This window comes from Mycobacterium sp. FW102-FHT13B02 (genome assembly GCF_058790275.1).
In genome coordinates this window covers 212,939-234,922 of the sequence record NZ_JBYTCM010000004.1, presented here as the reverse complement: position 1 = coordinate 234,922, position 21,984 = coordinate 212,939, and the positions used below count along the sequence as shown (strand labels likewise).

19 protein-coding genes and 1 pseudogene are annotated in these 21,984 nt (G+C 67.9%); 14 read left to right on the top strand and 6 right to left on the bottom strand.

Going from position 1 to position 21,984, the window contains the following annotated elements:
• Nucleotides 1-7 precede the first annotated feature (7 nt).
• Complete coding sequence (locus tag AC3WTE_RS09200; protein ID WP_492437351.1) at nt 8-1,627, top strand: MmpA family trehalose lipid delivery protein; 1,620 nt, start codon at nt 8-10, stop codon at nt 1,625-1,627.
• On the opposite strand, the gene AC3WTE_RS09195 is transcribed toward AC3WTE_RS09200, so the two are convergent.
• A complete protein-coding gene (locus tag AC3WTE_RS09195; RefSeq protein ID WP_492437094.1) occupies nt 1,593-3,062 on the bottom strand; it encodes a sugar transferase in 1,470 nt (489 codons plus the stop codon). The two genes, AC3WTE_RS09200 and AC3WTE_RS09195, sit on opposite strands and share 35 nt — an antisense overlap.
• Before the next feature lie 328 nt (nt 3,063-3,390).
• Complete coding sequence (locus AC3WTE_RS09190) at nt 3,391-4,578, bottom strand: glycosyltransferase family 4 protein (protein WP_492437093.1); 1,188 nt, start codon at nt 4,576-4,578, stop codon at nt 3,391-3,393.
• 57 nt (nt 4,579-4,635) lie between these two features.
• On the opposite strand from AC3WTE_RS09190, the gene AC3WTE_RS09185 reads away from it, so the two are divergent.
• The 5 genes from AC3WTE_RS09185 (at nt 4,636) to AC3WTE_RS09165 (ending at nt 8,430) form a co-directional block, all read left to right on the top strand.
• Nucleotides 4,636-5,394: a class I SAM-dependent methyltransferase gene (locus tag AC3WTE_RS09185; protein WP_492437350.1), complete on the top strand. Its 759-nt coding sequence runs from the start codon at nt 4,636-4,638 to the stop codon at nt 5,392-5,394.
• Between the two features lie 113 nt (nt 5,395-5,507).
• The gene (locus tag AC3WTE_RS09180) at nt 5,508-6,980 is read left to right on the top strand and encodes an aldehyde dehydrogenase (RefSeq protein WP_492437092.1); all 1,473 of its coding nucleotides are present in this window, start codon (nt 5,508-5,510) and stop codon (nt 6,978-6,980) included.
• A 176-nt stretch (nt 6,981-7,156) separates the two neighbouring features.
• Nucleotides 7,157-7,378, top strand: coding sequence for a hypothetical protein (locus AC3WTE_RS09175; RefSeq protein WP_459367882.1), 222 nt, complete (start codon nt 7,157-7,159; stop codon nt 7,376-7,378).
• 291 nt (nt 7,379-7,669) lie between these two features.
• The gene (locus AC3WTE_RS09170) at nt 7,670-7,804 is read left to right on the top strand and encodes a hypothetical protein (RefSeq protein WP_492437091.1); all 135 of its coding nucleotides are present in this window, start codon (nt 7,670-7,672) and stop codon (nt 7,802-7,804) included.
• Nucleotides 7,801-8,430, top strand: a complete 630-nt coding sequence (locus AC3WTE_RS09165) for a TetR/AcrR family transcriptional regulator (RefSeq protein WP_492437090.1) — start codon at nt 7,801-7,803, stop codon at nt 8,428-8,430. The genes AC3WTE_RS09170 and AC3WTE_RS09165 overlap by 4 nt, the downstream gene beginning before the upstream one ends.
• On the opposite strand, the gene AC3WTE_RS09160 is transcribed toward AC3WTE_RS09165, so the two are convergent.
• Nucleotides 8,427-8,954, bottom strand: coding sequence for a dihydrofolate reductase family protein (locus AC3WTE_RS09160; protein ID WP_492437089.1), 528 nt, complete (start codon nt 8,952-8,954; stop codon nt 8,427-8,429). The genes AC3WTE_RS09165 and AC3WTE_RS09160 overlap by 4 nt on opposite strands.
• A 58-nt stretch (nt 8,955-9,012) precedes the next feature.
• Here AC3WTE_RS09160 and AC3WTE_RS09155 point away from each other — a divergent pair.
• The 4 genes and pseudogenes from AC3WTE_RS09155 to AC3WTE_RS09140 form a co-directional block, all read left to right on the top strand.
• A pseudogene (locus AC3WTE_RS09155) lies at nt 9,013-10,131 on the top strand (acyl-CoA dehydrogenase family protein); the annotation flags it as partial.
• A 426-nt stretch (nt 10,132-10,557) separates the two neighbouring features.
• Nucleotides 10,558-11,133, top strand: coding sequence for an acyl-CoA dehydrogenase family protein (locus AC3WTE_RS09150; protein ID WP_492437349.1), 576 nt, complete (start codon nt 10,558-10,560; stop codon nt 11,131-11,133).
• Between the two features lie 101 nt (nt 11,134-11,234).
• Nucleotides 11,235-11,720 (top strand): hypothetical protein, encoded by a 486-nt coding sequence (locus AC3WTE_RS09145; RefSeq protein WP_492437088.1) that lies wholly within the window; start codon nt 11,235-11,237, stop codon nt 11,718-11,720.
• Nucleotides 11,721-11,775: 55 nt separating this feature from the next.
• Complete coding sequence (locus tag AC3WTE_RS09140) at nt 11,776-12,243, top strand: hypothetical protein (protein ID WP_492437087.1); 468 nt, start codon at nt 11,776-11,778, stop codon at nt 12,241-12,243.
• A gap of 6 nt (nt 12,244-12,249) precedes the next feature.
• On the opposite strand, the gene AC3WTE_RS09135 is transcribed toward AC3WTE_RS09140, so the two are convergent.
• Nucleotides 12,250-13,035 (bottom strand): crotonase/enoyl-CoA hydratase family protein, encoded by a 786-nt coding sequence (locus AC3WTE_RS09135; protein ID WP_492437348.1) that lies wholly within the window; start codon nt 13,033-13,035, stop codon nt 12,250-12,252.
• Between the two features lie 147 nt (nt 13,036-13,182).
• Here AC3WTE_RS09135 and AC3WTE_RS09130 point away from each other — a divergent pair, with 147 nt between their 5' ends.
• Genes AC3WTE_RS09130 through AC3WTE_RS09120 form a run of 3 tightly spaced genes read left to right on the top strand, consistent with a single transcriptional unit; the run spans nt 13,183 to nt 16,785 of the window.
• Nucleotides 13,183-13,926: a lysophospholipid acyltransferase family protein gene (locus AC3WTE_RS09130; protein WP_492437347.1), complete on the top strand. Its 744-nt coding sequence runs from the start codon at nt 13,183-13,185 to the stop codon at nt 13,924-13,926.
• A gap of 23 nt (nt 13,927-13,949) precedes the next feature.
• On the top strand, nt 13,950-15,560 hold the full coding sequence (gene fadD12, locus AC3WTE_RS09125) for an acyl-CoA ligase FadD12 (protein WP_492437346.1): 1,611 nt from the start codon (nt 13,950-13,952) through the stop codon (nt 15,558-15,560).
• Entirely contained in the window at nt 15,550-16,785 is a 1,236-nt protein-coding gene (locus AC3WTE_RS09120) for an alpha/beta hydrolase (RefSeq protein ID WP_492437086.1), read from the top strand. Before fadD12 ends, AC3WTE_RS09120 begins: the two co-directional genes overlap by 11 nt.
• Nucleotides 16,786-16,891: 106 nt before the next feature.
• Here AC3WTE_RS09120 and AC3WTE_RS09115 read toward each other — a convergent pair whose 3' ends face one another.
• A complete protein-coding gene (locus AC3WTE_RS09115) occupies nt 16,892-18,310 on the bottom strand; it encodes a WS/DGAT/MGAT family O-acyltransferase (protein WP_492437084.1) in 1,419 nt (472 codons plus the stop codon).
• 45 nt (nt 18,311-18,355) lie between these two features.
• A complete protein-coding gene (locus tag AC3WTE_RS09110) occupies nt 18,356-19,579 on the bottom strand; it encodes an alpha/beta hydrolase fold domain-containing protein (RefSeq protein ID WP_492437083.1) in 1,224 nt (407 codons plus the stop codon).
• A gap of 144 nt (nt 19,580-19,723) precedes the next feature.
• Between AC3WTE_RS09110 and AC3WTE_RS09105 the strand changes: the two genes are divergently transcribed.
• A complete protein-coding gene (locus tag AC3WTE_RS09105; RefSeq protein ID WP_492437082.1) occupies nt 19,724-21,922 on the top strand; it encodes an acyl-CoA dehydrogenase family protein in 2,199 nt (732 codons plus the stop codon).
• Nucleotides 21,923-21,984: the final 62 nt, after the last annotated feature.

Genomic DNA, 21,984 nt, shown 5'->3' with positions numbered 1-21,984 from the left:
TCGTGCCCTGCCGGCGCTGTACGCGCTGGGGCTGACGCTCGCTGTCACGGCGCCACTGCTGGCGCCCGGTTATCTGCTGCTGCGTGACGCGGTCTCGACACCGCGGTCCTACCTGTCCGACGCGGCCCTGGGCCTGTCCGAGGCCGCGCCCCGGGCCCTCCCGCAGGACTTCTTCCTGGCCGTCTTCTCCCGTGTCGTCGACGGCGGGGTGCTGGTCAAGGCGCTGCTGATCCTGGGTTTGTGGTTCGCCGGCTGGGGCGCCGCGCGGCTGGCCGCAGTGGTGCTGGACGCCGGCCTCGGCGGGCAACTGGTGGCCGTCACGATCGCGGTGTGGAATCCCTACGTCGCCGAGCGGTTGTTGCAGGGGCACTGGAGTCTGCTGGTCGGCTACGGCTGTCTGCCGTGGGTCGCGGTCTCGGCACTGCAGCTGCGGGCGTGGCACCTGGCGTTCTGGATCGCGCTGGCGGGGCTGACGCCGACGGGTCTGCTGCTCGCGCTGGTCGTGGCGCTGGTGTGTTCGCAGACCTGGCGCGGCAGATGGCTGGCGCTGGCCGCGTCGGTTGGCGCCGCCCTGCCCTGGTTGGTGGCGACGGTGGTCGCGCGCTCGGTGCTGCCGGTGGCGAGCGCCGGGGTGCCGGCGTTCGCGGCGCGAGCAGAGCCGGGGCTGGGGACGCTGGGCAGCCTGGCCGGACTCGGTGGCATCTGGAACGCCGGGGCGGCACCGGCGTCCCGGACCACGCTGTGGGCCGTGGTCGGAACCTTGGTACTGCTGGCCGTCGTGGCGGTCGGTGCGCGCCGGGCCTGGTCCGTCGCGGCGGCCCGGCCGCTGCTGGCGCTCGCGGTGCTCGCCGTGGTCGCGCCCGCGCTACTGGCGACCGAGCCCGGGTCCGCGTTCCTCGACTGGCTGATCCGGACCATCCCCAGCACCGGTGTGCTGCGGGACGGCCAGAAGTGGGTGGCGCTCGCGATGCCCGGCTACGCCCTGGCCGGTGCCGCCGCCGTCGCGGTGCTGCGGCGTTGGATACCAACGGCTTTCGCTGCTGCCGGGTGCTGCGTCGTGGTGCTGGCCGCACTTCCCGACCTGGCGTGGGGCGTCGGTGGCCAGCTCCGGTCGGTGCAGTATCCAGCCGGGTGGTATTCGGTTGCCGCGCAGATCAACGCGGACCCGAAGCCCGTCGCGGTCCTGCCGCCCGACGTCATCCGGCAGTTCCCCTGGGCCGGGCCGACGCCGGTGCTGGACCCGCTGCCCCGCTGGGTTTCGGCCGACGTGCTGGCAACCGGCGACCTGGTGATCGGGGGACGGACCGTGCCCGGCGAGGGCGCGCGGGCGCGACGGGTGCAGGACCTGCTGCTACGGGGCGCCGACGTGCACCAGTTGACCGCGGCCGGGGTCGGCTGGGTGGTGGTCGAGGGACCGGCGCCGGCACTGTCGCTGCCGATTGCTTACCGGGACAACGATATTGCGCTGTACCGGGCGGGTGGCACCGCGCCCGCGGCATCGGGACGAGCACTGCTGATCGCCGCACACGTGGTGTGGTTGGGCATGCTGATCGGCGGCTTGGCCGCCATGCTGATCCAGCGGTGGCGGGGACTCAGTACGCCCCTTCGCCGCGTGCCACCACGCTGACGGTCTTCAGGATGATCCCGACGTCGGTGAGCATCGACCAGTTGTCGACGTACGAAAGATCAAGGCGCACAGCCTTGTCCCACGACAGGTTCGAGCGACCACTGATCTGCCACAGCCCCGTCACGCCCGGCTTGACGAGCAGCTTGCGCCTGATATCCCCGTCGTAGGTCTCGACTTCCCGCCGCAGCGGTGGCCGCGGACCGACCACGCTCATGTCCTGCTTGAGCACGTTGATGAATTGCGGAAGCTCATCGATGCTGTAGCGGCGCAAGACCTTTCCGACCTTTGTGATCCGCGGGTCCTCACGCATCTTGAACATGACGCCGCCGGCCATCTCGTTCGCGGGCAGCAGTTCGTCGAGGCGATTATCCGCGTCGACCACCATGCTGCGGAACTTGATCATCGTGAACGGTTCACCGTCCAATCCGATGCGTTCGGACCGGTAGAACACCGGGCCACGACTCGTGATCTTGATGGCGATGGCCGCGAGCACGAGCAGCGGTGCTGTCCCGATGAGCGCCGCCAGGGCGAATCCGAAGTCGAACGCCTTCTTCAAGAAACTCTTGGCGCCGTGATACTGCGGCTTCTCCACATGCAGCAACGGCATGCCGGCCACCGGCCGCATCGTGAGCCGTGCACCCGCCACGTCGAGCAGGCCGGGTGAGACCACCAAGTTGACGTCGGACGCCTCAAGGCGCCAGGTGAGCCGCTGGATTCCGGCGACTCCGAAATGTTCGGCGTCGGTCAGCGCAACGGTGTCCGCGGCACATCTGTCGCCGAGCGCACCGAGGGCGTCGTTCTCGTCGCCGAAGATCGGTATCACCCGATCACCGATCTTTATGACGTCACCACGCGCGCTCGGATCGCCCGGGATACCGGCACCGACCACCACATAGCCGTCGCCGGGATCGTTCATGAGCTCGGTGGCCAAGACGGCGACGGCGTCCCGATCGCCAATGGCGAGAACAGACGTCAGGCATTCGCCGGCTTGCCGGCGAGCACGAACCCGGCGGCGCCACAGCTTGCGCCCGATCAGCAGTCCGACCGTGCCCAAGGGGAACGCCAAGGCCAGATAGCCGCGCGCAATCTCGAGCCGCGAGAGCAAGGCCACGATCGCGATCACGCCGAACGTCCAGAAGGATGCGGCGACGACGCGGCGATACTCTTCGATGCCGCAGCCCAGGATCGAGGCGGAACGGGCGTGGTGCAGCGTCAATACACCGAGCCATAGGCACGCCAGCACCAGCGAATACCCGGTGTAGAGCATGGAGGTCGACGGACCGTAGCCGTCTCCGCCGAATCGGACCCACTGCGCGAACAGCATGGCGAGGACGATGGCCATGGCGTCGGTGATCAGCACGCGACGCGCGTAATGCGGCTGCCATACCGAGCGTGAATCAGTGAGGCGCGCAAGGCCGAACGTCGAGAGCGTCATTGGCAACCCCACATGTTCAACTCCTCAGAACCGTTGGTGCATCGATGGAGCGGTGAGTCCCACGCTTACTAATTGCTTGAATGAGAAGGGAGTTCGGTGCGCAACGCATTACCGGACCCAGTCGCCTGGATCCGCTATTTCGTGAGGACATCCGACAGGCGGAAGCCCGAAGGAGACCCTGCTTAACCATCAAATTTGACCTGAGCGTCAGTTTAGGTGCGGCGGTCACAATCCACGGCAAAATGGCGGATATATCTCGCCGCCACGAACAATTTCCGAAATCGATCTTGACCCCGTCGGCAACGCCGTCGCAGCCCCGGCGAATCCGTCAGACGATGCCTTCGACGAACTTCCCGGCCCGGACCGCCTCGGCGACGGTCAGCATCGCGGAAGCGCTTTGCGGCCACGAGAATTCGGTGGCCCGAACTTGAGCCTTGGCGCCCAGCTGGTCGCGCAGGACGTCGTCGGTCAGCAGGGTCTCGAGCGCGGTGACCAGACCCCGGTGGTCGTCGACCAGAAGGCCCGTCACACCATCGACGATCGAGTCGGTGAGGCCGCCCGAGGACCGGTAGCCGACCGTGGGCACGCCGTGCTGCGCGGCCTCGATGACGGCCAGCGCCCAGCCTTCCTTGCGCGACGGCAGAGCGTGGACCCAAGCCTGTTGCAGCACTTCGTGTTTGGTGACTTCATCGACGTGGCCGTGAAACGTCACCGCGGAGCTGATGCCGAGCCGGCGCGCGTGCGCAACCAACCGCTCGTCCCACCAACCGCCGCCGACGACGTCCAGGCGCAGGCCCGGCACCACCGGCGCCAGCAACGCGACCACATCGAGCACGTCCTCGATCTGCTTGTGCGGCACCAACCTGGACAGCACCACGATGCGTGGCTCCGCCGCCCGCGGCAGCGCCAGGGATGCCGCGGGAGCAAGGTCGACCCCGTTGCGCACGACCGCGATCCGCGACGCGTCGACGCCCAGGTCCATCAGGTCCCGGGCCGACGGCAGCGACACCGTCACGTACTGATTCTTCCGATGCAGACGCGGCGACAGCCGCGATTCCACGAACCAGCCGAACCTGCTCATCAGCCGTCCGGCAACCGGCCACTGGTCGCGATGACAGTGGTGCACCAGCACCATGGCCCGCCGGCCGTACGCCAGCCGGGCCAGAAACGGAATCCCGTTCTGGGAATCGATCACCACGTCCGGCTTGACGCCGCGCAGCGGACCCACGCCGATCCGGGCCAGCACCATGGCCAGTCCGGCCCAGATGTAGACGGAAAGCCGGCCACCGCCGCGACTGATCCGGATGCCGTCGACGATCTCGGTGCGCGCGGCCCCGCGGTAGCGGGCCGTCCGCAGGGTGACCCGGACCCCGGACTCGGCCAGTTGAGCGCCGATGCGTTGCAGATACGTCTCGCTACCGCCGCCCTGCGGATGGCCGGTGTCGCGCCAGCAGAGCAGCAGCACCGACCGGATCTCGTCGCGAGATCCAGCGGACTGCTGGGGGTGGTCTGGCATCGAATGAAGGGTACCGGTCAGTAGGGTTGCGGAGTGAATCGCTGGGCAGCCAAACGACTGGTCACCACGCGCGAGCGGGCCACCCTGGCCCGCTCGATCCGACTGCTCGGCGAGTTCCGCTTCGAGCAGACCGACCCGGCCCGCTTCTACGGTGCGCTCGCCGCAGACACCGTCGCACTGGTCGACGGCCTGTGGCGCGACCTCAACGGAACCGCACCCGAGGGCATGACCGTGCTCGACGTCGGCGGCGGACCCGGCTACTTCGCCACCGAATTCTGCGGCGCCGGAATGATGTACATCGGCGTCGAGCCCGACCCCCGCGAGATGCATGCCGGCCCGGCCGGCCAACCCGACGGCGCCGGCACGTTCGTGCGCGCCTCGGGCATGGCGCTGCCGTTCGCCGACGACAGCGTCGACGTGTGTTTGTCGTCGAACGTCGCCGAACACGTCCGCGAACCATGGCTGATGGGCCGGGAAATGCTGCGGGTCACCCGGCCGGGCGGGCTGGTGATCCTGTCGTACACGGTGTGGCTGGGACCGTTCGGCGGACACGAGATGGGGTTGACGCACTACCTCGGCGGCCGGCGGGCCGCCGAGAGGTACACCCGCCAACACGGCCACCGGCCGAAGAACGACTACGGATCGTCGTTGTTCGCGGTATCAGCCGCAGCAGGTCTGGAATGGGCCCGCAGCACCGGCGCCCTGGTCGCGGCATTCCCCCGCTACCACCCGCGATGGGCCTGGCGTGCGACGTCTGTACCGGTGTTACAGGAGTTCTTGACGAGCAACCTGGTGTTGGTGCTCCAGCCCAGCTGAATGACCCAACTGGAACAGGTTCTCGTTCGGTCGAAAACTGGGTAGTGTGACGGCCATGACACCGCGCGGGCGAGGAGCGCGGGCATGACACACCGCGCACGCGAGGAGCACAGATGACACAGAGCACGGCATTCAAAACCGAGTGGGACCAGCTGTTCATCGGCGGGAAGTGGGCTACTCCGGCGACCGCTGAGGTCATCGAGGTGCACTCTCCGGCCACCGGCGAGCTCGTCGGCAAGGTGCCGCTGGCCTCGACGGCCGATGTGGATGCCGCCTGTGCCGCTGCCCGCAAGGCGTTCGACGAGGGCCCCTGGCCCAAGATGTCCCCGGCGGAGCGCGCCGCGGTGATCGCCGAGGCGTCGCGCATCATGACCGAGCGCGCCGACGAGCTGAAGTTCCTGCTCTCCGCCGAGACCGGCCAGCCGCCGAGCATCGTCGACATGATGCAGTACGGCGCGGCGATGTCGTCGTTCAACTACTACGCCGGCGCCGCCGACAAGTTCCAGTGGAGCAACATCCGCGACGGCATCTACGGCCAGACCCTGGTGACCCGCGAGCCCATCGGCGTCGTGGCCGCCGTCGCCGCGTGGAACGTGCCGTTCTTCCTGGCCGCCAACAAGCTGGGTCCGGCGCTGCTCGCCGGCTGCACCGTCGTGCTCAAGCCCGCCGCCGAGACCCCGCTGTCGGTGTTCGCCATGGCCCAGGCCTTCGCCGAGGCCGGCCTGCCCGAGGGTGTGCTGTCTGTCGTGCCGGGTGGCCCGGAGACCGGCCGCGCGCTGACCGCCAACCCCGAAATCGACAAGTTCACCTTCACCGGCAGCTCGGCCGTCGGCAAGGAGATCGGCAAGGTCGCCGCCGAGCGGCTCAAGCCCTGCACGCTGGAACTCGGCGGCAAGTCCGCGGCGATCATCCTCGAGGACGCCGACCTGGACTCCACGCTTCCGATGCTGCTGTTCTCGGGCCTGATGAACACCGGTCAGGCCTGCGTCGGCCAGACCCGGATCCTGGCGCCGCGGTCGCGGTACGACGAGGTCGTGGAGAAGGTGGCCGCGGGCGCAGCCGCCATGCAGGTCGGCCTGCCCGACAACCCGGCCGCCATGATCGGCCCGCTGATCAGCGAGAAGCAGCGTGAGCGCGTCGAGGCCTACATCAAGAAGGGCGTGGAAGAGGGCGCGCGCATCGCCGCCGGCGGCGGCCGTCCCGAGGGCCTGGATTCCGGTTGGTTCGTGCAGCCGACGGTGTTCGCGGATGTCGACAACTCGATGACCATCGCCCAGGAAGAGATCTTCGGCCCGGTGCTGGCGATCATCCCCTTCGACACCGAAGAGGACGCCATCCGCATCGCCAACGATTCGGACTACGGCCTGGCCGGCAGCGTCTACACCACCGACATCCCGCGGGCCATGAAGATCGCCTCGCAGATCCGCACCGGCACCTATGCGGTCAACATGTATGCGTTCGACCCGGGCGCTCCGTTCGGTGGTTACAAGAACTCCGGCATCGGCCGCGAGAACGGCCCCGAGGGCATCGAGGCCTACTGCCAGGCCAAGAGTGTCCTGCTGCCGTTCGGTTACACCCCGGAGTAGTACCCGGCCTTCGTCCGGATGGCCCGCCCCATGCCACGTCCTTCGCCCCTCGGGAGACGCGGCCGGGTGGGCCATTCGGCTTTTCAGCAGCGGTGTTTTATCCCAGGCGGACCCCAGCGATCGCTGATACCGTCACGCCCGTCCGATGGTCCGGCAAACAATCTGGGAGGTAACGCATGGCCGTCTCTGTAGATCTGGAGAAGTCGCTCGACAAGGCATATGAGGAGAAGTCCCTCAAGGAAATCCTCGACGCATCGCCCGCCGCACTGGCTGGGGTCAGCGACTCCGACGCCGAGCACCTCGCCGCGGCATTCAACATCAAGACCGTGCGCCAGCTCGGCTCCAACAAGTACTTCGCCGTGGCCGCGGCGCTCGTCGCGCTGGAGAACGCCGGCTAGTTTTTCTGCGCGGGTTCGTCCCGCGAGCAGTCGCAAAGCTGTCCCTTTTCCTCGGAGAAGGGACAGTTTTTGCGTTCACCCACAAACCAGGGGCCCAGTTCGCGGGTGGGCTCGGGGGCCTGCACCCAGGGCCGGTCGGCGTGCAGCAGTCGAAATCATGTAAGTGTGCATAGTTTTAGGAGGCCACCCCGTTCATCCCCACGAAACACCCCTTGTCATGTGACCCGGAATACATTCTTTGGCCCGATGTGTCGGACGTTTTATGCTGAGCCCCATATCGAGGAGGGCGCCATGTGGGTGGTCGAAGTCAACGTGAAAGGCCATCGCTTCACGCATACCGTCCTGGGCGCCAATGAGCGGCTGCGCGAGGCGGCTCGCGGTGTGCAGGATCGGATGACACAGCTGCGGAACCGGATCACGCATTGACCGGAACTGCCACCAAGGCGGTCAACAAGCGCGGCGCCACCCGGGACCGGATGGTGCGCACCGCCGCTACCGTGCTGCGTGAGCGCGGTGCCGCCGGCCTGACCATCGACGAGGTGCTGGCGCGCAGCGGTGCGCCGCGCGGCTCGGTCTACCACCACTTTCCCGAGGGCCGCAGCCAGCTGCTGATCGAAGCCCTGCAGTTCGCCGGCGATGCGATCGCCGCCCACATCGACGCCTCCGCGGCATACGGAGGCATTGCGCTGGTACGCGGGTTCGTCAACTTCTGGGACCAGCTTCTGGCCGACAGCGACTTCACCGCGGGATGCCCGGTGGTCGCCGCCGCCGTCGGGTCGGGCGACGAAGCCCCCACCCTGACGCCCATCGCCGCCGAGATCTTCGACCGGTGGCGCACCGCGCTCGGGCACGCCTTCTCGGCCGAAGGATTCAGCGATGCCGACGCCTCCGCTTTGGCCGTCACCTGCCTGGCCGCGCTGGAAGGCGCCGTGGTTCTGAGCCGGTCGTCACAGAGCGTCGAACCGCTGCACGACGTCGCCGCCCAACTCGAATTCCTCATCAAGGCAAAAGCTTTCGTCAAGAACAACGGCGTACCCACCGCCGGCGACTAGGCGTCCACGCGAGCCCAGCGCGCGCAGACGAAGTCCCCGTTGACCCCGGATTCCAGCAGCTTCCACTCTGAGCGCAGCGGCAACACGGGCGCGCCGGCACCCAACGAGCACGGCGCATAGGACACCACGAGTTCGTCCACCAAGCCGGCCGCGATGAACTGCGCCGCGACGTTCCCGCCGCCGACGATCCAGACGTCACGCTCCCCCGCCGCCTCGACCAGCACCGGATGCAGTTTCGCTACATCACCGCTGACCGCCTGCACCGGATGGCCCTCGACGACGACGTCCGACCGGGAGGTGAGCACCCACGTCGATTGGGGGTACGGCCAGTCGCCCGGCTCGTGCTCGACGACCCAGCGGTACGTCGTCGACCCCATGACCAGCGCGCCCACCGACTTCTCGAAGGCCTTGTAGCCGAACGGCCCGTCGACATCGATGTCGCGGGTGACCAGCCAGTCCAGGCTGCCTGCGGAGTCCACGATGAAGCCGTCCAAGCTGGAGGCGGTGTAGTAAATGGTCGCCATCGCACCGAGTATGCCGCGCCCCACCGACAATCCAGGGTGTCGCGATTACTGTTGCCCGATGGACGATTTCGACGCCCTCCGCGCCGACGACGACGAGCTGGCGGAACTGCGCCGCGACCTGCGCCGGTTCCTGGCCGAGGACGCGCAGGAGTTCGGCTGGCAGCCCGGAGTCGACTGCTGGTTGTCGAAGTGGGACGCCGACTTCAGCGTGCGATTGGCAGAGGCCGGTTTCGTCGGGCTGACGATTCCGATCGAGTACGGCGGGCGCGGGCGCAGCCACATGCACCGGTACGTCGTCACCGAGGAACTCCTGGCCCACGGTGCCCCGGTCGCCGCGCACTGGATCGCCGACCGGCAGGTGGCTCCCGCCCTCCTGACCTACGGCACCGAGGACCAGCGTCGCCGGCTGCTGCCCCGAATCGCTTCCGGTACTTTGTATTCCGCGATCGGAATGAGCGAACACGAGGCGGGTTCCGACTTGGCGGCCGTCACCACCAAGGCCACCCGCACCGACGACGGCTGGCGCCTGAACGGCAGCAAGGTGTGGACCAGCGGCGCACACCTGGCGCACCAGATCGTCGTGCTCGCCCGCACCAGTCCCCTGGACCCAGACCACCGGCATGCCGGATTCAGCCAGTTCATCGTGCCCACCGACGCTCCCGGCGTCACCATCGAGCCCATCGTCCAGATGAACGGCGAGCACCATTTCAACGAGGTGCTGTTCGATGATGTCGCATTGACCGATGCCGACCTGCTCGGCACCGTCGGCGCCGGTTGGCACCAGGTGACCTCGGAACTGGGCTTCGAGCGCAGTGGGCCAGAGCGCTTCTTGTCGACGGCCACAATGCTTTTCGCGCTCATCGAAGCGTTGCGGGACCAACCGGGTACCGACATCGGCGATCTGATGGCACGAATGATCTCGCTACGCCAACTGTCCATATCGGTCGCCCGGGCGCTGACCGCCGGCCAGGATGCCGCTGTGCCCGCCGCGCTGGTGAAAGACCTGGGTACCCGGTTCGAACAGGATTCCGTCGAGATCGCCGCCGAACTGCTGGATCGCTACGACGGCCCCGACCGGCCGCGCCTGCAGGCGATGCTGGATACCGCTCGGGTGCACTCACCCCTGTTCACGCTGCGCGGCGGCACCAATGAGGTGTTGCGCGGCATCGTCGCCAAGAACTGGACCAAACAGGCGGCCGCGCAGCAGTATTCAGACGAATTCGCCGAACTGCGCGACCTGGCCGAGCAGATCGGCCGGTCCGCGGAACCCGCGAGGACGCTACCGCTGACGTTCGACGACGCCCTGTGGCACACCGCCGAGAATTCCGGACTGACGCGGTTGAGCGGCGATGCCGACGCCGGCCCGGCTGCGGCGGCCGTCGTCCTGGGGACCCTGGCGCGCCATTCCGCTGCGGTGCCCATCGCCGAAACCGATGTGTTGGCAACATGGCTGGCCACCGCGGCCGGACTGCCGGTGCCAGAATCGGGGCCACTGACGCTCGCCATCGACGAGGTCGCCACCTGGCCGCAGTGCGGGACGGTACTGGTGACCAAACAGGGGCCCGACGCCCTGTACGTCGCACTGCGCGGCGCACCGACGCTCATGGCCACCGGGCACAACCTCGCCGGAGAACCGCGGGCGATCATCGAATTCGACACGGCGGCCGACGATGTCGTCCACCTGCCGCTTGCCGTCGCCGACGAGTTGACCATCCGCGGTGCCTGGTGCCGCTGCGTGCAGATCGTCGGCGCATTCGACGCGGCCGCGCAATTGACCGTCACACACACCGCGAACCGGGTGCAGTTCGGCCGTCCCCTCGCCAGCTTCCAGGCGGTACAGCACTCACTGGCTTCGATGCTCGGCGAGATCGAACGAGCCAGGGCCGCAACCACTCTGGCGGTCACCGCGGCCGCCCAATACGGCTTTGCCGACGCCCGCACCGCCTACGCCACCACCGTCGCCAAGGTCGCCGTCGGCCGCGCCGTCGCCCCGGTCACCACCATCGCGCATCAACTGCACGGCGCCATCGGCACCACCGCCGAACATCCGCTGTGGCGCGCGACCATGCGCGCCCGCAGTTGGGCCGACGAGTTCGGCAGCACCAGTTGGTACGCGCGGCGACTGGCCGGCTTCACCGCCACGACCGGCGCCTGGGATGTGACGGTGGGGCGCATCTGAAACCCGTTGTGACCTAAGTCAATATCCGCCACAAAAGTGGGGTCCGTCAGTTTGTGACGCCGACCACTGCGTTACCGGCGGTCCCGGTAAAAACTTGACACATGTCCAAACTGAGCGGCGCGCTCGCAGCGCTCGCCGTCTGCACCGCCCTGCCCGCCGCGACCGCCGTCGCAGCGCCCGCGCAAGCCGCCACCGCACATCGGATGACCCTGATGTCGCGGACGTACGCCTGCGACCGGCAGCCGATCAATTACATGAAGTTCCGTTTCCCGGCAGCACTGACGGCAGAGGTCACCTCCGAGGGCCGCACCGCTGTCGCCCACATCGAGATGCTCGACGGCGCACGCGACGCCCAGTACAGCGTCCGGCTGATCCCGGCCCCGCACGCGACGCTGGGCTGCCTGCCCGGCGACCCGAGCATCGGCACCGCCGCGCTGAGCACCGATGGCTGGGGCAACGGCAGCTCCACCGTCCAACTGTCCGTCGCCCCCGGCACCACCGGCGTCTGGGTCGCGGTTGACCTGCCGTCGCCGCATTCGCAGAGCCCTGCCGAGTTCTACAGCAGCGACTTCGTCGCCTCGGTCTGACAATTGTTCGACCCCAGCGGCCGAGACAAACGATCTTCCCGGTAGAAACAAACACATGTCCTACCGGGAGATCGTGACGTCGCAGCGGTTCACCGGCCGTCAGGCCGTAGTGCTCGCCGCTGCCCTACTGCTGGCCGGGTGCGCAGGCGACAAGCAGCCTGCGCAGCCGACCACGTCGACATCGAGCGCTCCGGCGCCGGGTACGCCGGCCGCACCGAGCACGCCGGATGCGGGCGCGCCGCCGCCCCCCACGAGCCGTCAGCTGGACGGCGGGACCTGCCTGCAACTCACCAGCGCGGTGGTGAATCTGATGTCCGGCACGTCGGCCGACGATGCCAAAGCCGCCGCCGACACCATCGATGGGTTCCACCCGCCGGCCGATGTGCAGGCCGCCGTGACGCATTTCGTCAAGACCAACGGCCTGCACACCACCGACCCGGACCGCACTCAGTTCAGCCGCACGCTCAACAACTGGGTTGAGCAGCAGTGCCCGGTGCAGCCGCCGGAGAAAAAGCCCAAGTAGCGAAGGTCAGCTACCGGTCCACTGCGGAGCACGCTTCTCGGCGAAGGCCACCGCGCCCTCGCGGGCGTCCTTCGACATGAAGATCGGCCCCAGAATGGCGCCCTGCTTCTCCCACTTCTCCGCGTCGGACCAGTCGGGTGATTCGACGATGATGCGCTTCGTCGCGGCGACGGCGAGCGGGCCGTTCGCCGTGATGCGCTCGGCCAACGCGAGGGCGGCGTCGAGTGCGCCACCGGGCTCGGTCAGCTCGTTGACCAGGCCCAGCTCATGGGCCCGCGTCGCGGTCAGGTTGTCGCCCGTGAGCGCGAGTTCCATGGCGATGGCGTACGGGATGCGCTGTGGCAGCCGCAGCAGCCCGCCACCACCGGCGACCAGACCACGTTTGACCTCTGGGATACCGAACGCCGACGCGTTGGAGGCGACGATCAGGTCGGCCGACAGCGCCAGCTCGGTGCCGCCCGCCAGCGCGTAGCCCTCGACCGCCGCGATCAGCGGCTTGGCCGGCGGACGCTGGGTCAGGCCGAAGCCACGGCTCGACAGGATGTTCTCGCCCTTGGCGAAGGCCTTCAGATCCATGCCGGCACAGAACGAGCCGCCGGCGCCGGTCAGCACGCCGACCGACAGTCCCGGGTCCTCATCCAGGCGGTCCGCGGCAGCGGCCAAGCCGTTACTGACCGCCGCATTGACAGCGTTCTTGGCTTGGGGCCGATTGATGGTGATGATCAGTATGCGGTCGCGCTGTTCGACGAGGACGGCATCTTCGCTGGTGGCTTCTTCGGTCACGACGGTGATGCTAGCCACAGGGGATTGGCGTCCGGCGGTCAACCAGTGAATAATCGAAAATTAGAACGCGTTCTAGTTTTTGCCGCAGCCAGAGGAGAAACCGTGGCCAAGCTGCCCGAAATCACCAAATTCGACCCGGACCTGACCGAGAAGGTCATGGGGATTCTCCGACCGCTGCTGAAGGTCTATCACCGCTCCGAGGTCCGTGGATTGGAGAACATTCCGCTCGGCGGCGCGCTGGTGGTGAGCAACCATTCCGGCGGCATGCTGCCCATGGACGTACCGATCTTCTCGTCGCACTTCTACGACAAGTACGGCTACGACCGTCCCGTCTACACCCTCAGCCACGCCATGCTGATGGTCGGCCCGACCGCGGACTTCTTCAAGAAGACCGGCTACATCCTGGCCAGCCACGAGAACGCCGACGAAGCGCTGCGCTCGGGCGGCCTCGTCGTCGTGTTCCCCGGCGGCGACTACGACGTGTACCGGCCGTCGGCCGATGCCAACAAGATCGACTTCGACGGCCGCAAGGGCTACGTGAAGGCCGCGATCAACGCCGGCGTGCCGATCGTGCCGATGGTCGGCATCGGCGGCCAGGAGACCCAGTTGTTCCTGACGCGCGGTGAGCGCATCGCCAAAGCCCTCGGCCCCATCGCGCGCGCCGCTCGGACCAAGGTGGTGCCGGTGTCGGTCGGCCTGCCGTTCGGGCTGTCTGCCGTGCTGCCCTTCAACCTGCCGCTGCCGTCGAAGATCGTCATGCAGGTGCTTCCGCCGATCGACATCGCGGCCGAGTTCGGCGACGAGCCCGACATCGACGCGGTCGACGCGCGGGTCCGCAAGGTGATGCAGGACGCCCTCGACCATCTCGCCGAAGAGCGCCGCTTCCCGGTAATAGGCTGACCCGCGTGGGTATCACCGACAAGCTGACCGCGACCGCCGGGCTCGTGTCCACCATGGTGCGAGCCGGTGTCATCGCCCCACTCCGCCCGGACAAGTACGTGCGGATCGCCGGTGCCATGGCGCGCGAAAACATGAGCGTCACTTCAGGTTTCGCCAGCTCCGCACAGCGTTGTGGTAACCGTCCGGGCCTCATCGACGAGCTGGGCACGCTGACGTTCGGTGAGCTCGACCGGCGTGGCGATGCATTCGCCGCCGCCCTGCAGACCCTGCCGTCCGCCAAGGTCGTCGGCATCATGGCGCGCAACCACCGCGGCTTCGTCGACGCACTGATCGCGGCCAACCGCATCGGCGCAGATGTGTTGCTGCTCAACACTTCTTTTGCCGGTCCGGCGATGGCCGAGGTCGTGGCCCGGGAGAACGTCGACGTCATCATCTACGACGAAGAATTCACCGCGACGGTGGACCGCGCTTTGGAAGACCGGGCGGGGCGTCCCGAAGTGACCCGGATCGTGGCGTGGACCGATACCGAGGACCACCCACTGACCGTCGAGTCGCTGATCATCGATCACCTGGGGCTGCAGCCACGGCGCACCGGCGAGAAGAGCCGGGTGATCCTGCTGACCTCGGGGACCACGGGAACCCCCAAGGGCGCCAGGCATTCCGGCGGCGGCCTGGACACGTTGAAGGCGATCCTGGACCGCACGCCGTGGCGCACGGAGGAGACGACCGTGATCGTCGCTCCGATGTTCCACGCCTGGGGCTTCTCGCAGTTGGCGTTCGCGGCGTCGATGGCCTGCACCGTGGTCACCCGCCGCAAGTTCGACCCGCAGGCCACCATGGCGCTGGTGGACAAATACCAGGCCACCGGCTTGTGTGTGGTCCCCGTGATGTTCGACCGCATCATGGAACTGCCGGACCACATCCGTAATCGCTTCAGCGGTCGGTCATTACGGTTCGCCGCGGCCTCCGGGTCGCGCATGCGGCCCGACGTCGTCACCTCGTTCATGGATCAGTTCGGTGACATCATCTACAACAACTACAACGCCACCGAGGCCGGCATGATCGCCACCGCGACGCCGGCCGACCTGCGCGCCGCCCCCGACACCGCCGGCCGTCCCGCCGAGGGCACCGAGATCAAGATCCTGGACGCCGACCTCAACGAGCTCCCGACGGGCGAGGTGGGCACCATCTATGTGCGCAACTCGACGCAGTTCGACGGGTATACCTCCGGTGCCACCAAGGACTTTCACCAGGACTTCATGTCGTCGGGTGACCTCGGTTACCTCGACACCGCCGGCCGTCTGTTCGTGGTGGGCCGCGACGACGAGATGATCGTGTCGGGCGGCGAGAACGTCTACCCCATCGAGGTGGAGAAGACACTGTCCGCCCATCCCGAGGTGGCCGAGGCCACGGTGCTCGGCGTCGACGACGAGCAGTACGGCCAGCGCCTGGCGGCGTTCGTCGTATTGACCGACGGGGCGTCGGCCACCGAAGACGCCCTGAAGCAGCATGTGCGGGACAATCTCGCCAATTACAAAGTGCCACGGTCGATTACGGTGCTGGCAGAGCTGCCGCGCAACAGTACCGGCAAGATCGACCGCCGCGAACTGAAGGCACTGGCCAATGGCGCGTAAATCGGTGACCCTGTTGCGGGCCGTCGTCGGCCTGGTCAACGCCACCAACGCCGCCAGCCCGCTGGCCCGCTCCGGGAACCCAGGCATCGTCGCGTTCGCCTACGGCTGGCCCTCCAGTGAGGCAGCCGGCGTCGTGCTCAGTTCCTCGGTGCTGTCCGCGATCCGCCGGGGCCGGCGCGGCGATTTCTCCGGCACCAGCGGCCGGATCGCATTGGGTATCACCGTGATCACCTGGGCCATCCTGGGCTTCATATTCAATCGCAGCCGAAGTTCGCGGCCGGCATTCGAGAAGCCGTTGCGTGACGTGATCGGGCCGGGCAACCCGGCCGACCCGGGTGTGCCACGCCTGCCCGGCATCGGGCGCACCATGCTGTCGCGCCGCAAGTACAACAAGAAGACCGTGAAGTACGGTCCGCACCGCGCCAACCTCGCCGACATCTGGCGCCGTCCCGATGTGCCTCTCGACGGTAAAGCCCCTGTGCTGCTGCAGGTTCCGGGTGGTGGATGGATGCTCGGCGACCGTCGGCCGCAGGCGTACCCGCTGATGGGCGCCCTCGCCGACCGCGGGTGGATCTGCGTGTCCATCGGCTACCGCGTCAGCCCGAAGCACCAATGGCCGGCGCACATCATCGATGTGAAGCAGGCCCTGGCCTGGGTCAAGGAGAACATCGCCGACTTCGGCGGAGACCCCGATTTCGTCGCGATCAGTGGCGGCTCGGCGGGCGGCCACTTGTCGTCCCTGGCCGCCCTGACTCCCGGAGATCCCCAGTGGCAGCCGGGTTTCGAGGACGCCGACACCTCCGTGGTGGCCGCGGTTCCGGTGTACGGCCGGTACGACTGGTTCGGTTTCGAAGGCCCCGGGCGACCCGAGATGATGCGGGCCCTCGAGCAACTGATCGTGAAGAAGCGGTTCGCCAACGATTCGCAGGTGTTCCTGGACGCCTCACCCATCACCCGCATCGGCCCCGACGCCCCGCCGTTTTTCGTGCTGCACGGCACCCACGACACACTGATCGACGTCCAGGAGGGACGGGACTTCGTCGCGGCGCTGCGGGAACAGTCGCCGGCGCCGGTGGCATACGCGGAGATTCCCTACGCGCAGCACGCATTTGACATCTTCGGCTCGGCACACGGCCGCTACACCGCCGAGGCGATCACCCGATTCCTGGAATGGGTGCGGGCCGAGAAGGGGCGCGCCGCGGTCCCTACGGACGACGTCGGTTAGCCGGCCGTCCGGCCAGCCGGCGCGGTACGTGACCGCGCCGCTCTCTCATGGACATGTCCGACCTGGACCCGTCACCAATCGCTGACATCGTCACCTTGGGTTGACACTACTGCGCCATCGCGGTCTCGACGACCGTCAGCTCCTCGGAAAGCCCTGCGGCCCTGCGGATTTTCTTGAAGTCCGCGATCATGCCGTCAGTGACTTCGTGCGGGTCATCGGTGGTCTCACCATCGGCGAGCACCGAGATGTTGAGCTGGTCGACGTAGCTCCACACGGTGATGTTCAGGCCGCTGCCCGCGGTGAGCGGACCGACGGAGTAGATCTCGGTGACGGTCGCGCCGCCGACCTTGCCGCGTTCCCGCGGCCCCGGCACGTTGGAGATGTTCAGGTTCAGCACCTTGTTCTGGCCGTCCATGTTGGACAGCCGGCGGAACATCAACTCCATGGGCGCCGGCGGCATGTACGCGGCCCACCGGGCGACCAGCTCCGGGCCCACCAATTGGTGGCTCTCCTTGGCCAGCAATGCGGCCTCGCGGGCCTGCTGGACCCGCTGCGAGGCGTCGTCCACGTCGACCGGCAACGCGATCAGCACACCGCTGAATCGGTTGCCGGAGATGCGATCCGGCGAGAAGTCGTAGCTCATCGGCACCGAGGCCAGGAGCGGGTGGTCGGCCTTGCCGTCGTATTTCAGGAGCAGTTCGCGCAGCGCGCCAGACGACATGGCCAGCACCAGATCGTTGATGGTGACGCCCAGCTTCTTGCTGGTTTCCTTGACGTCCGCGAGCGCCAGAGTGGCTGTGGCGAAACGCCGCCCCGGCGTGAGCACGTGGTTCATGAAGCTCGGCGGCGGGGTGAACGGCCGGGTCAGTTCGGGCGACAGCTTGCGGCTGCTCTTGCGTACCCGCGCCATGCCGTCGGCGGTGTACTTCACCACGCCGGGAATGCGCCCGATCTGCCGCAGATGGTCGACGAACGCCGACCGGACCAGCTGGCCGCGGGACGGCGCTGGATCCGCCACGTACAGGTCGTTGTCATGCTGCGGCGCCTCGGTGATGTCCATGCCGAGGGCCAGCAGGTTGGCCGAGGCCACGCCGTCGGCCAGCGCGTGGTGAATCTTTCCGACCACGGCCACGCGCCCGTTGGCCAAACCTTCGACGAGGTACATCTCCCACAACGGCCGGCTGCGATCCAGTGGGGTACTTGCGATTTCGCCGATCGCCTCGTCGAGCTCCCGCCGGCCGCCCGGCGCGGCCACGCGCCACGGCCGCACGTGGTATTCGAGGTCGACGTCCGCGTGTTCGCGCCACATCGGGTGGTGGAACTTGAACGGGATGTCGACGAGCTGGTAGCCGAAAGGCTCCAGCTTGTACAGCCGTTCGCGGAGCACGCGGCGGAATTCGTCGATTCCGAAAGTGCGGTCACCGAGGCCGGCGAGGTCGATGACGGCGATCTTGAGGGTGTGCATGTGCACGTTGGGCGTTTCCGAATACAGCAGGAACGCGTCCCACCCACTCAGTCGTTTCACTCGACCTCTCCTGCGCTTCGGTCAGACGCCTGCCGGTCGAACGGTCTAGACGACCTCTTCGACACGCTGCTGGTTCTGGTTCCGGCGAACCTCGTCGAGGAACAACCCTATGGCAGTCGCCATGGACCCGGTGCGAGCACCGTCAGTCATGTCGAAACCGTGTCCGGCGCCGGGTAATTCGATATAACTGACGGTCGATTCCGACACCGCCCGCAGCTCGTGCACGAAGTCCCGCGCCTGGGCCACCGGGATGACGCTGTCGCCACTGCCGTGAATGACCAGGAACGGCGGCGCATCTCGATGCACGCGCGCGATCGGCGAAGCCTGCCGGTAGATCTCGGGATGCTTGTCGATGCGACGCCGAACCACGACGCGCTCCAGGAAGTCGACGAACTCCTCGCGCTCCTTGGTGGACCGGTCCTCCCAGTCGTACCGGCCGTAGATGCCGACGACGGCGTCGACCGAGGTGTCGGAGTCCTCGGGCAGGTCACCCTGCAATTCCGGGTCGTTCGCGGTGAGGCCGGCCAGCGCGGCGAGGTGTCCACCGGCCGAGCCTCCCGAGATCGCGATGAACTCGCGGTCGCCACCGAACTTGTCGACGTTCGCCCGGGCCCACGCGATCGCGGTCTTGACATCCGTGATGTGTTGCGGCCAACGGTGATTGGGCGCCACCCGGTAGTCGATGGACAGACAGACCCAGCCCTGCTCGGCCAGGTGACTCATCAGGGCATAGCCCTGCAACAGCCGGCTGCCGTGCACCCAGGCCCCGCCGGGCAGATAGATCAGCACCGGCGCCGGCTCGTTCGGCAGGTCGTCGGCGCGCCAGACGTCCAGCAGCTGCGACGGGCTGTCGCCGTAGCGCACCGAGGTGCGGTGCACCTGGCGCCGGTGTTCCCGCGCCCGCCAGAACGGTGGCGTGCGCTCCGGGGCCGGCCATTCGATGTCGAGTTCAGCCGGCGGCACAGCCTCGGTCAGCGCCGCCCGGATCACCTCGTTGGTGCAATCGCGCTCCGCTCGCCGGATCTCCGCGACGCTGGGCGTGAACAACGCCTTGGAGGTCGACGCCCAGAAGCTGGGCACGTGCCGCATGCCCCACAGCGTCATCGCGGTGGCCCCGCCGAGCGGCTCGAGGCTCTTGCCGATCACCGGCAACGACGCGGCGGCAGTCGCCATCGCCAGCAGGTGATCGGCGGGCTTGGCTGCCATGAACCAACGGAGCCTGGTCGCAAGCGATGGGCTGTGATCGTGATGATCCGGTCGAGCCGTCATTTCGCGAGCGTACACCTGGCTGACCACGGAGTTTCGGGGCCACGGCAAGTTTGGGGTCACGGTTCGGCGGCTGCCGATTTGTGAGGTGTATCACAGCTGCTCAGGGCCCATTCGAAGTCATACCGTCGTGCTTACAGTCAACCCATGGGCACCTCAGCGCTGGCGATCACCGACGACCACAACGACCTCGCGGACTCGGCCGGCGGACTGCTGCACCGACTCGGCAGCCGGGCCGCCGCCCGCGCCACGCTCGAGGGCGGGCCGTCGCATCCGGCCGGGTTCTGGACCGCCGCGGCCGATCTGGGCTGGCAGGGGCTCGCCATCCCCGAGGCCTACGGCGGCTCCGGATTCGGACTGCCCGAACTGGCGGTGGTGTTGGAGGCGCAGGGCCGCGAACTGTGCCCTGGGCCGTTCTTGCCGACCGTCGCCGCCGCCGTCGTCATCGACCGGTGCGGCACCGATCCGGTGCGCGCCGAGTTGCTGCCCGGGTTGGCAGCCGGCAACACCACCGCGGCGCTCGGTTTGTCGGGCCACATCCACGTCAGCGGCCACACCGTGTTCGGTGTGAGCCCGACGGTGCTCGGCGCTCCCGATGCCGCACTGCTGGTTCTCGTCGCCGGTGACGACGTGGTGATCGTCGACGCGAAAGCCCCCGGCGTCACCGTCACCGCGTTGGAGTCGGTGGACACCACCCGCAGCATCGGCTCCGTCAACCTTGACCAGGCCGAGGCAATAGCCGTCATCCGCGGCGCGGCCCCCAAGGCGCACACGGCTTTTCGCATTCTGGCCGCCGCCGAAGCGGTCGGGATCAGCTGGGCGGCGCTGGACATGGCCGTCGAATACGCCAAGGTGCGTGAACAATTCGGCCGCACCATCGGTACGTTCCAGGCCGTCAAACACCACGCCGCCAACATGCTGGTGGCAGCCGAACTCACCACCGCGGCGGTGTGGGACGCCGCCCGCGCCGACGATCTCGACGACGCCTGGTTCGGCGCGGCCGTGGCCGCCACTCAGGCGATCCACAGCCAGGTCTTCAACGCCGAGAACAACATTCAGCTGCACGGTGGCATCGGCTTCACGTGGGAACACGACGCGCATCTGTACCTGCGCCGCGCCCTGACACTGGCGGCGCTGACCAGCGACGGCGCCGACCCGCTCGCCGATGTGATCGACGGGCAGCGCACCGGCCGGGCCCATGGGGCGTCGTTCGCACTGCCCGAGGAGGCAGCCGAATACCGCACGGCTGCCCGCGATGCCGTCGCCACACTGCAGTCCCTCCCCGAGGACAAGCGGCGGGACTTTCTTGTCGATTCCGGCTACCTCGTGCCGCACTGGCCCAAGCCGTGGGGCCGCGACGCGGGTGTGCTGGAGCAGCTGGCCATCGAGGAGGAGTTCCGCGCTCCAGGGGGCACGAGCGCAGCGAGCGGGGGGAAGAAGCCCGTGGACCGACCCGACCTGGGCATCACTGGCTGGGTGACCCTGACCATCGCGCAGGCCGGCACCGACGAGCAACGTGAGCGCTGGGTCTATCCCGTCCTACGCGGCGAGATCATGTGGTGCCAGCTGTTCTCCGAACCCGAGGCCGGCTCGGACGCGGCTGCCGTGCGCACCAGTGCCAAGAAAGTCGACGGCGGCTGGCTGGTGACGGGCCAGAAGGTGTGGACCAGCCTGGCCCAGTACTGCCAGTGGGGCCTGGCCACCGTCCGCACCGATCCCGACGCGCCCAAGCACGCCGGCGTCACGATGATGGCGATCGATATGAAAGCGCCGGGCGTCACCGTCAACCCCCTCAAGGGACTGACCGGCACTGCCCACTTCAACGAGGTGTTCTTCGACGAGGTGTTCGTCCCCGACGCCGACGTCGTCGGGGACGTCAACAAGGGCTGGCTGGTGGCGCGGGCCACGCTGGGCAACGAGCGGCTGTCCATCGGCGGCGGGTCCGGCGCGCAGTCGGGCTTCAGCGCAGACGATCTGATCGCGCTGCTGGACGCTGCCCCACCGGAGGTGGCCGACGGGCTGCGCGACCGGGCCGGGGCGGTGATCGCCGAGGGGCACACCCTGCGGCTGCTGAACCTGCGCCGGATCAGCCGGGCCATCGCGGGCACCGGGCCGGGCCCCGAGGGCAATGTCACAAAACTCGTGGTGGCCGAGCAGGGGCAGCGCCAGACCGAACTGGGGATGAAGCTGGCCGGCCCCGCGGCCGTGACCGGGCAAACTCCGGCGCTCACCCAGGCCTACCTGGGCTACCGCGCCATGACCATCGCAGGCGGCACTTCGGAGATCACCCGGAACACCATCGCCGAACGGATTCTCGGACTGCCCCGCGACCCTTTGCTCAAGTAGGTCACCACGCATCACGAGTCGGCCCCGACTTGGTAGAGATCGATGCGCCAAACTGCGCCGAT